The sequence below is a fragment of the Halochromatium glycolicum genome (assembly GCF_016584085.1).
Taxonomy (GTDB): domain Bacteria; phylum Pseudomonadota; class Gammaproteobacteria; order Chromatiales; family Chromatiaceae; genus Lamprobacter; species Lamprobacter glycolicus.
The window spans coordinates 111942-119161 of sequence record NZ_NRSJ01000018.1; the positions used below are offsets into that span (position 1 = coordinate 111942).

General features: G+C 64.1%; 6 protein-coding genes and 1 tRNA gene. 6 read left to right on the top strand and 1 reads right to left on the bottom strand.

All coding sequences use genetic code 11. The features are described from left to right. Positions 1-96 precede the first annotated feature (96 nt). Entirely contained in the window at positions 97-1356 is a 1260-nt protein-coding gene (gene icd, locus CKO40_RS11535) for an NADP-dependent isocitrate dehydrogenase (RefSeq protein ID WP_200346357.1), read from the bottom strand. 161 nt (positions 1357-1517) lie between these two features. Here icd and CKO40_RS11540 point away from each other — a divergent pair, with 161 nt between their 5' ends. The 6 genes from CKO40_RS11540 to CKO40_RS11565 all read left to right on the top strand — a co-directional run bounded on the left by CKO40_RS11540 (position 1518) and on the right by CKO40_RS11565 (position 7084). Continuing rightward, on the top strand, positions 1518-1889 hold the full coding sequence (locus tag CKO40_RS11540) for a DUF2237 family protein (protein ID WP_200346358.1): 372 nt from the start codon (positions 1518-1520) through the stop codon (positions 1887-1889). A gap of 82 nt (positions 1890-1971) precedes the next feature. Further along, the gene (locus CKO40_RS11545) at positions 1972-2736 is read left to right on the top strand and encodes a M48 family metallopeptidase (protein WP_200346359.1); all 765 of its coding nucleotides are present in this window, start codon (positions 1972-1974) and stop codon (positions 2734-2736) included. A 113-nt stretch (positions 2737-2849) separates the two neighbouring features. Further along, a complete protein-coding gene (locus CKO40_RS11550; RefSeq protein WP_200346360.1) occupies positions 2850-4112 on the top strand; it encodes a lipocalin-like domain-containing protein in 1263 nt (420 codons plus the stop codon). 107 nt (positions 4113-4219) lie between these two features. Then, positions 4220-5632 (top strand): c-type cytochrome, encoded by a 1413-nt coding sequence (locus CKO40_RS11555; protein WP_242476989.1) that lies wholly within the window; start codon positions 4220-4222, stop codon positions 5630-5632. Positions 5633-5693: 61 nt separating this feature from the next. Beyond that, positions 5694-5770 (top strand) — tRNA-Met (locus CKO40_RS11560). 435 nt (positions 5771-6205) lie between these two features. Then, positions 6206-7084: a 5-bromo-4-chloroindolyl phosphate hydrolysis family protein gene (locus CKO40_RS11565; protein WP_200346361.1), complete on the top strand. Its 879-nt coding sequence runs from the start codon at positions 6206-6208 to the stop codon at positions 7082-7084. Positions 7085-7220 lie beyond the last annotated feature (136 nt).

The following is a 7220-nucleotide window of genomic DNA, read 5'->3' on the forward strand; positions in this document are numbered from 1 at the left end:
TGGTCTTGACCCGAGCAAGTAGGCCCCGGGCTGCTTGGTGAGCCCGGGGTGGTTTGGTACGTCTAACTATCCCGCTCCGGGCTCTGGACTGCCACCTCAGCCCATCCGGCCAATCACCGCGTCGCCGAACGCCGAGCAGCTCAGCTTGGTGGCGCCCTCCAGTAAGCGCTCGAGATCGTAGGTGACCGTCTTGGCGGCGATTGCGCCCTCGATCCCCTTGATAACCAGGTCAGCGGCTTCGGTCCAGCCGAGGTGGCGCAATAGCATCTCACCCGAAAGGAGGAGTGAGCTCGGGTTGACCTGATCCTTGCCGGCATACTTGGGCGCAGTGCCGTGGGTTGCCTCAAACATCGCGACGCTGTCGGAGATGTTTGCGCCCGGTGCCATCCCGATGCCGCCGACCTGGGCGGCGAGCGCGTCAGAGATGTAGTCGCCGTTCAGGTTCAGGGTCGCGATCACGTCGTAGTCCTTTGGCCGCAGCAGGATCTGCTGCAGGAAGGCATCCGCGATCACGTCCTTGACGATGATCTCGTTGCCGGTCTTGGGATTCTTGAAGGAGCACCAAGGCCCGCCATCGAGGGGCTCCGCCCCGAATTCTTCCCGCGCGAGCTCGTAGCCCCAGTCCTTGAACGCGCCTTCGGTGAATTTCATGATGTTTCCTTTGTGGACGAGGGTCACCGAGTCGCGCTCGTTGTCGATCGCGTACTGGATGGCCTTGCGCACCAAGCGCTTGGTCCCCTCGCTCGAGACCGGCTTGATGCCGACCCCGGAGGTCTTCGGGAAGCGGATCTTGGTCACGCCGAGCTGGTCCTGGAGAAAGCTGACAAGGCGCTCGGCCTCATCGGAGCCGGCTGGCCATTCGATGCCGGCGTAGATGTCTTCCGAGTTCTCGCGGAAGATCACCATGTCGGTATCCTCTGGCTTCTTCAGCGGGCTCGGCGTGCCCGAGAAGTAGCGTACCGGACGCAGACACACATAGAGGTCGAGACGCTGCCGCAGTGCGACATTGAGCGAGCGGATGCCGCCGCTGACCGGTGTCGTCAGCGGGCCTTTGATCGAGACCAGATAATCGCGCACGGCGCTGAGCGTCTCGTCCGGCAGCCAGACATCGGCCCCATAGACGTTGGTCGCCTTCTCACCGGCATAGATCTCCATCCAGGCGATCTGGCGTCGGCCGTCGTAGGCCTTGGCCACGGCTGCATCCAGGACCTTCTGCATCACCGGCGTGATGTCGACACCGATGCCGTCACCCTCGATAAAGGGGATGATGGGCTGGTCGGGCACGACCAGACTGTTGTCGGGGTTGACGCGAATCGGCTCGCCGACTTTCGGGACCTGGATCTGTTCAAACGCCATGGCATCTTGCTCCTGTCAGGATTTGGATGTCCGTGATCTTACCATCGGCTAGCCTCCCGTTGCGGCCGTGCTGGCTGCCGCCGCTGCGGTCGCTGACCTTGTGTTGGCGCGGTGCGCATGGCATATCAGCGTCTCCTGTCGATCCTCTGAGGGAGTCTGCGATGCCCGGAGCCCGCAACGTGCTTGGTGAGCCGCTCGAAGTCTGTTCGTTGGAGCCAATGACCGGTTTCACGCGTAATGGTCATTGTGATACGGGTCCTGATGACCTGGGGTCACATACCGTCTGCGCCCGCGTCACTGCCGAGTTCCTCGAGTACTCGAAGTCGCGCGGCAATGATCTAACGACGCCTGTGCCGGCATTTGGGTTTCCCGGCTTGAAGCCGGGCGACCGCTGGTGCCTCTGCGCGGCACGCTGGCAGGAGGCGCTCGACGCCGGTTGTGCTCCCAAGGTCGCGCTGCGCGGGACCCATGAGCGAGCACTCGAGGTCTGTGACCTAGCCGACCTCAAGCGCCACGCGGTCGATCTGTCCTGAGTGGAGGTTCGATGTGATCGGCGAGTGGTTGGCTGCTCGGGGGGTTAGGATCGTCGGTCATCGGCTGGCCGCGGTCCTCTTGATGACGATCTTGTGCTCGGCGTTGGCAGCCTGCGCGACAGCGCCTGAGACCGGTCGGCGTCAGCTCCTGCTGGTGAGCCCGGCCGAGGAGGCGCAACTGGGCCTGAAGGCGTTTGATCGGATCAAGCGTGAGCACCAAGTGGTGAGGAGAGGTCAGGATGCGGCCATGCTGCAGCGGGTTGGGGGACGCATCAGCGAGGTCGCAGCCTTGCCTAACGCGCGCTGGGAGTTCGTCTTGTTCGAAGAGGACTCGCCGAATGCGTTCGCGCTGCCAGGCGGCAAGGTTGGTGTCTATACGGCTATCCTGCCCATCACCAAGGACGAGGCTGGGCTGGCGACCGTGATCGGGCACGAGATCGCGCATGCGGTCGCGCGCCATGGTGCGGAGCGGATGTCGCATGGGATGCTGGTGCAGCTGGGCGGGGCCGGTCTGTCTGCGGCCTTGGGCTCGGATGCGGGCGTGACCGGAGAGCTGATCATGCAGGCCTATGGCGTCGGCAGTCAGCTCGGGGTGATGCTGCCGTATTCGCGGACGCAGGAGTTGGAGGCCGATGAGCTGGGGCTCTTATACATGGCACGCGCCGGCTATGACCCGCGCGAGGCGATCGCCTTCTGGAAACGGTTTGCGGCCTACAACGCGGAGCGTGGCGGGGCGCCGCCAGCGTTCTTGAGCACGCATCCACTGGATCAGCGCCGCATCGCGCAGTTACAGCGGCTGATGCCAAGGGCGATGGCCGAGTACGAGATGGCGCGAGCGCGGAGGTGAGCGACCGTACCGCTTCTTGGCGGGCTCGTCTGGACGGTCGTTCTTGGCCTTGGCACCCGTCGTCCTGCTCGGGTCCCTTCTATCGTCTGGCTTGGGGATGATTGATGCGCTGGATGACTCTACCGTTGATCATGGTGGTGCTGGCAGGGCTGGCCTACGGGTTCTGGCCGCGCGGATCGGCGTCGCCGAGCGGTGGCGTGGAGGTCGCAGCGGTCGCTGCAGCGCTCGGTCAGGAGGCGAGGGGTGCCACGGGTGCCGCGCTCGCCAAGCGGGTTTTAGCGTTTCCGGACGACCATGGGGCGCATCCGGTTGCACCTGCCGAGGTTTGGGACATCAGCGTGATCCTGTCTGATGACGCGAGACCCGAACTGTCGTTACGGCTGACCCTCGTGCGATATGCGCTCGCTAGACGGGACGCGTCTGCCGGTCGTGATAAAGATGCTGCGTTTGGTATTGACGATCAGACGGCGAACGAATGGTCGACGATCCGGCGCGCGTCCGCATTTGCGGCGGATGAACTACTTGCCGGCCAGTTGGTGATCGCTTCTGATCCGAGCGGGCCGTCGATAACGGCTGAGCGCGCCAGCCGCGCGGCGCTGGGATTGGCTGGTACGGACGATCTGAAGGGTGGGGGAGCACGTGTCTGGTTGGAGCACTGGGAGCTCGTTCGTGAAGGCGACCAGCTGGCCCGCGTTCGTGCATCGGGTGAGGGTGTCGAGCTGACGCTGGCGCTATCGCCGAGCAAGATGCCGGTCTCGGTGGATGAGGTGGTCTTTGCTGGCGCTTCTGAGGATGCGGCGACGTCCCTAGCTGGCTATAGCGAGCCGCGGTTCCGGGTCAGCGGGACGGTCGCGGTCGCCGGCGAGGTGCGCGAGCTGCAGGGTATCGGCTGGCTGGAACATGTATGGGGCAGTTTGGCCGAGGCATTGAGCGGGCGCCGTGGTCAGCTCGTCGCGAATCGATTTCGGCTGCAGCTCGATGACGGCGTCGATCTGAGCTGTCTGCATCTGCGCCGCCGCGGCGGCGGCGGTACGCCGATCCCTCGTTGCTTACTGATCAATGTCGACGGTGATCGGGCTGTGCTACGGCGGCGCGATCTCCGTCTGACGGCTGGAGATGGACGTTGGATGTCAACCAGCGGCGTCCAGTATCCGTTGGACTGGCGTTTGGTGATTCCTGGCCGGGATCTCGAGCTTCGGATCGTGCCGCTGCTCAAAGATCGGGCCATGGCCCTGCGCACACTGGCCATTGGTGGGGGTGCAGGGCAGACTTGGAGCGGAGCGGTGCGCGTGTCGGGCTGGCGTGGGTCGGACGAGCTCGGTGGCCTCGGTTTCATGGATCTGAGCGGTTACGCTGAGGCCAGCACCGGAACCTGAGCCCGTGAGCCCTGTCGCTATCGGTGACTTCGGAGATGCGGGTGGTTTAGATGGTATGTACGAAGGATGGGTTGACCGCTCCAGATCGGCACCTTGGCCGGTGGCTGATGCTGGTTCTGATCGCGCTGGGTCTGAGTGCTTGCGACAGCAGCAAGTCAGCGATGGAGGCCCCGGCGGCAGAGGGCTCGGTGACGGTGACAAAGGCCGAGCCGGGCCCGATTCCGCCATGGCCGCAGCGGCCTGGTGATCCAAAGGTCGGTTATGACGCGCTAATGAATCGGGCCGTGGTGACCTGCGGCCTACCTTACGATGCCTATGCCGCAAGCACTGGTGCGCCAGAACCCGAATACGAGCTCCCCGGACGGCGCGGCCGCAATGCGGAGCTGCCGTATCGTCTGACCGCATTCAGGGCCGACAGCGGTGTCGAGCTTGTGACAAGCAACTGTCTCAGCTGTCACGCGGCGCCGCTCAACGGCGAGCTCGTGATCGGTCTCGGCAACGAGTTCCTCGATTTCACGGCTGATCCGGTGGTCGCGATCGAAGGCGCGGGCGCCTACGTCGAGGACGGCGCCGAGGCCGAGGAATGGCGCAAGTGGGCCGATCGGCTCGGCGCGATTGCGCCTTGGTCGATGACCGATACCATCGGCGCGAATCCGGCGCAGGCGATCACGCTGGCGCTGATGGCGCATCGCGATCCGGAGACACTGGCCTGGTCGAACGAGCCGCTGATGGCACTGCCATCGGAGCAGGTCCTCCCGGCGAGCGTGCCTCCCCTGTGGAACGTCGATAAGAAGCACGCGACCTTCTATAACGGTGAGGGGCGAGGTGACCACGTCGGCTATATGATGCTGGCGTCGACGACCTGCACCGACTCGGTCGCCGAAGCCCGTGAGATCGATGCCTGGTTCACCGATGTGCGCGCCTATCTGGCAACGCTGGAGGCGCCGGCATATCCCTATCCCATCGACGCCGAGCTCGCCGCCGAGGGTGAAAAGTTGTTCAAGGCTGAGTGCACCGACTGTCACGGTCGCTACGGTCGGATCGAGCGCTATCCCAACGAGCTGATCGCCCTCGACGAGATTGGCACCGACCCGGCGATGGCCGAGGCCGGCTACCGGCATGCCGACCGCTTTGCTCGTTGGTTCAACGCATCGTTCTACGGGCGCAACGCTGAGACCATGCCTGGTCTAGGCTATGTCGCACCGCCGCTGGACGGCGTTTGGGCGACGGCCCCTTACCTGCACAACGGCTCGGTGCCGACGCTGGCGGCGCTCTTGGACAGCGAGGAACGGCCAACCTACTGGCGCTTCGCGAATGCAGAACCCGAGTACGACCGGGAGGCGTTGGGCTGGAGGGTCGAGGCCCTTGAGCAGGGGCGCGAGCAGTTCGGGGACCTCGATGAGCGGAAGTGGGTTTACGATACGACCCGCTACGGATACGGAAAGGCAGGGCACGAGTTCGGCGATCTGCTGAATGACGCAGAGCTGCAGGCGCTGCTCGAGTATCTGAAGACGTTGTAAGGGCTGTTCATCAAAAGGGCTTGCATCGTCGCCTTAGCGCGTATATAGTAAGCGGCTCAGTTGCGGGGTGGAGCAGTCAGGCAGCTCGTCGGGCTCATAACCCGAAGGTCGTAGGTTCAAATCCTACCCCCGCTACCAATTCGAGCGGAGATCAGGGCGCACAAGCCCTGGCCTCACGCGACCCTCCCACCGTCTGCATGCCTGATGCGGACCGTCCCAGGCAGAGAGCGCATTCTCTCGCTCGCCGCATCAATCGCTTCTGCGAGCATTAGATCGAGGACGTTGGGCTGACTGCGCTCATTGCGTTTCGTTCGCATGCCGCAATCACTTCCCGATTCCGAGGCAACCGGTCGCAGCGGCTCCGGTAAGCATAGGATGGATATGCCCTAAGCGAAGAGAGTCCGAGCATGTCAGATCGCCAACGTCGCCTCTTGGGAATCCTGTTCTTGTTCCTGGGTATCGGCGTTTCCTCGTCGCAGGCGCTGCTGACCTCGTGCAGCTCGTCCGCTACAGCCGCGATGACCTCGGCCGTCACCAACGCTGCGGACGCTGAACTAGACTGAGGGAACCGCGATGAAGCGGCTGCTGCTCCTCCTGATCGTCCTGGTCATCGTCGGTGCGCTGTTGATGTTGCTGTGGCGGCGGATCAGCGGACAAGGCCAGAGGAATGCAGAGGCGCCGAACAGAGGCAGCGGCGCGATGGATTGGCTGCTGTTCGTGCTGCCGCTGCCGCTGGCCGCGGCCGCAATGATCGCGCTTGTCCGCGGGCAGCTCGGCCTGTTGCTCGGCGATGCGCTCGGCTACGGTCTGCTGCTTGGCGGAGCGCTGCTGGTTCGGCGCAACGGGGATACCAAGACGCACTGGCAGCGGTGGCCGCTGAAGACCTTTGCCGCGGGACTCATCGCGCTCGGCAGCGGCGTGACGGCCTGGCTGGGTGTCGGACATCATCCGGCTATCGCGTTCATCTTCTCGCTGGTGACGCTGCTCGGTTTCCATCTGGTCTACGGGGTTGAGCTTCCGCTGCGTCGCCGCCCGTCAGGCATGGGTGCGCATGGCGTCGAATCACTGCGACGTGCCGAGCACTCGATCGCCGCCCTTGAGCAGGCGAGCCGGGATATCCATCAGTCGGAGCTGGATGCGCGGCTGACCCGCATCGCGGCCCTGGCGCGGCAGATTCTTCAGCGCGTTCAGGACGATCCGCGGGATCTGTGGCGGGCGCGCAAGTTCCTGAACGTCTACCTCGACGGCGTTCAGCGTGTCGTCGAGGGTTATGCGAATACCCATGGGCAGGTCGCGGCACCGCAGCTCGACCAGCGCTTCCGCGAAGCCTTGGAGATTGTCGAAGCCAGCTTCCGCGAGCAGCACCAGTCGCTGGTCCAGCGAGACGTCGAAGACCTGGACGTGCAGATCGAGGTGTTGACGCGGCAGCTAGAGCGTGAAGGCATCCTTTAGGCGATTGCCGCCGGGTGACCACGGGTGATTGCTCACCCGTGGTTCCCACAGATCCGGACGTGCGGAATTCCCGCATCCGGCTCCTCAGTTGAGCAGTCGCTACACAACAATCGTTGCACACCCATCGGACAAAAGC

Coding starts and splice junctions, on each gene's coding strand:
- CKO40_RS11555 (WP_242476989.1), top strand. CDS start 4,220: ATGCTGGTTCTGATCGCGCTGGGTCTGAGTGCTTGCGACAGCAGCAAG.
- CKO40_RS11545 (WP_200346359.1), top strand. CDS start 1,972: ATGACGATCTTGTGCTCGGCGTTGGCAGCCTGCGCGACAGCGCCTGAG.
- CKO40_RS11565 (WP_200346361.1), top strand. CDS start 6,206: ATGAAGCGGCTGCTGCTCCTCCTGATCGTCCTGGTCATCGTCGGTGCG.
- icd (WP_200346357.1), bottom strand. CDS start 1,356: ATGGCGTTTGAACAGATCCAGGTCCCGAAAGTCGGCGAGCCGATTCGC.
- CKO40_RS11540 (WP_200346358.1), top strand. CDS start 1,518: ATGCCCGGAGCCCGCAACGTGCTTGGTGAGCCGCTCGAAGTCTGTTCG.
- CKO40_RS11550 (WP_200346360.1), top strand. CDS start 2,850: ATGACTCTACCGTTGATCATGGTGGTGCTGGCAGGGCTGGCCTACGGG.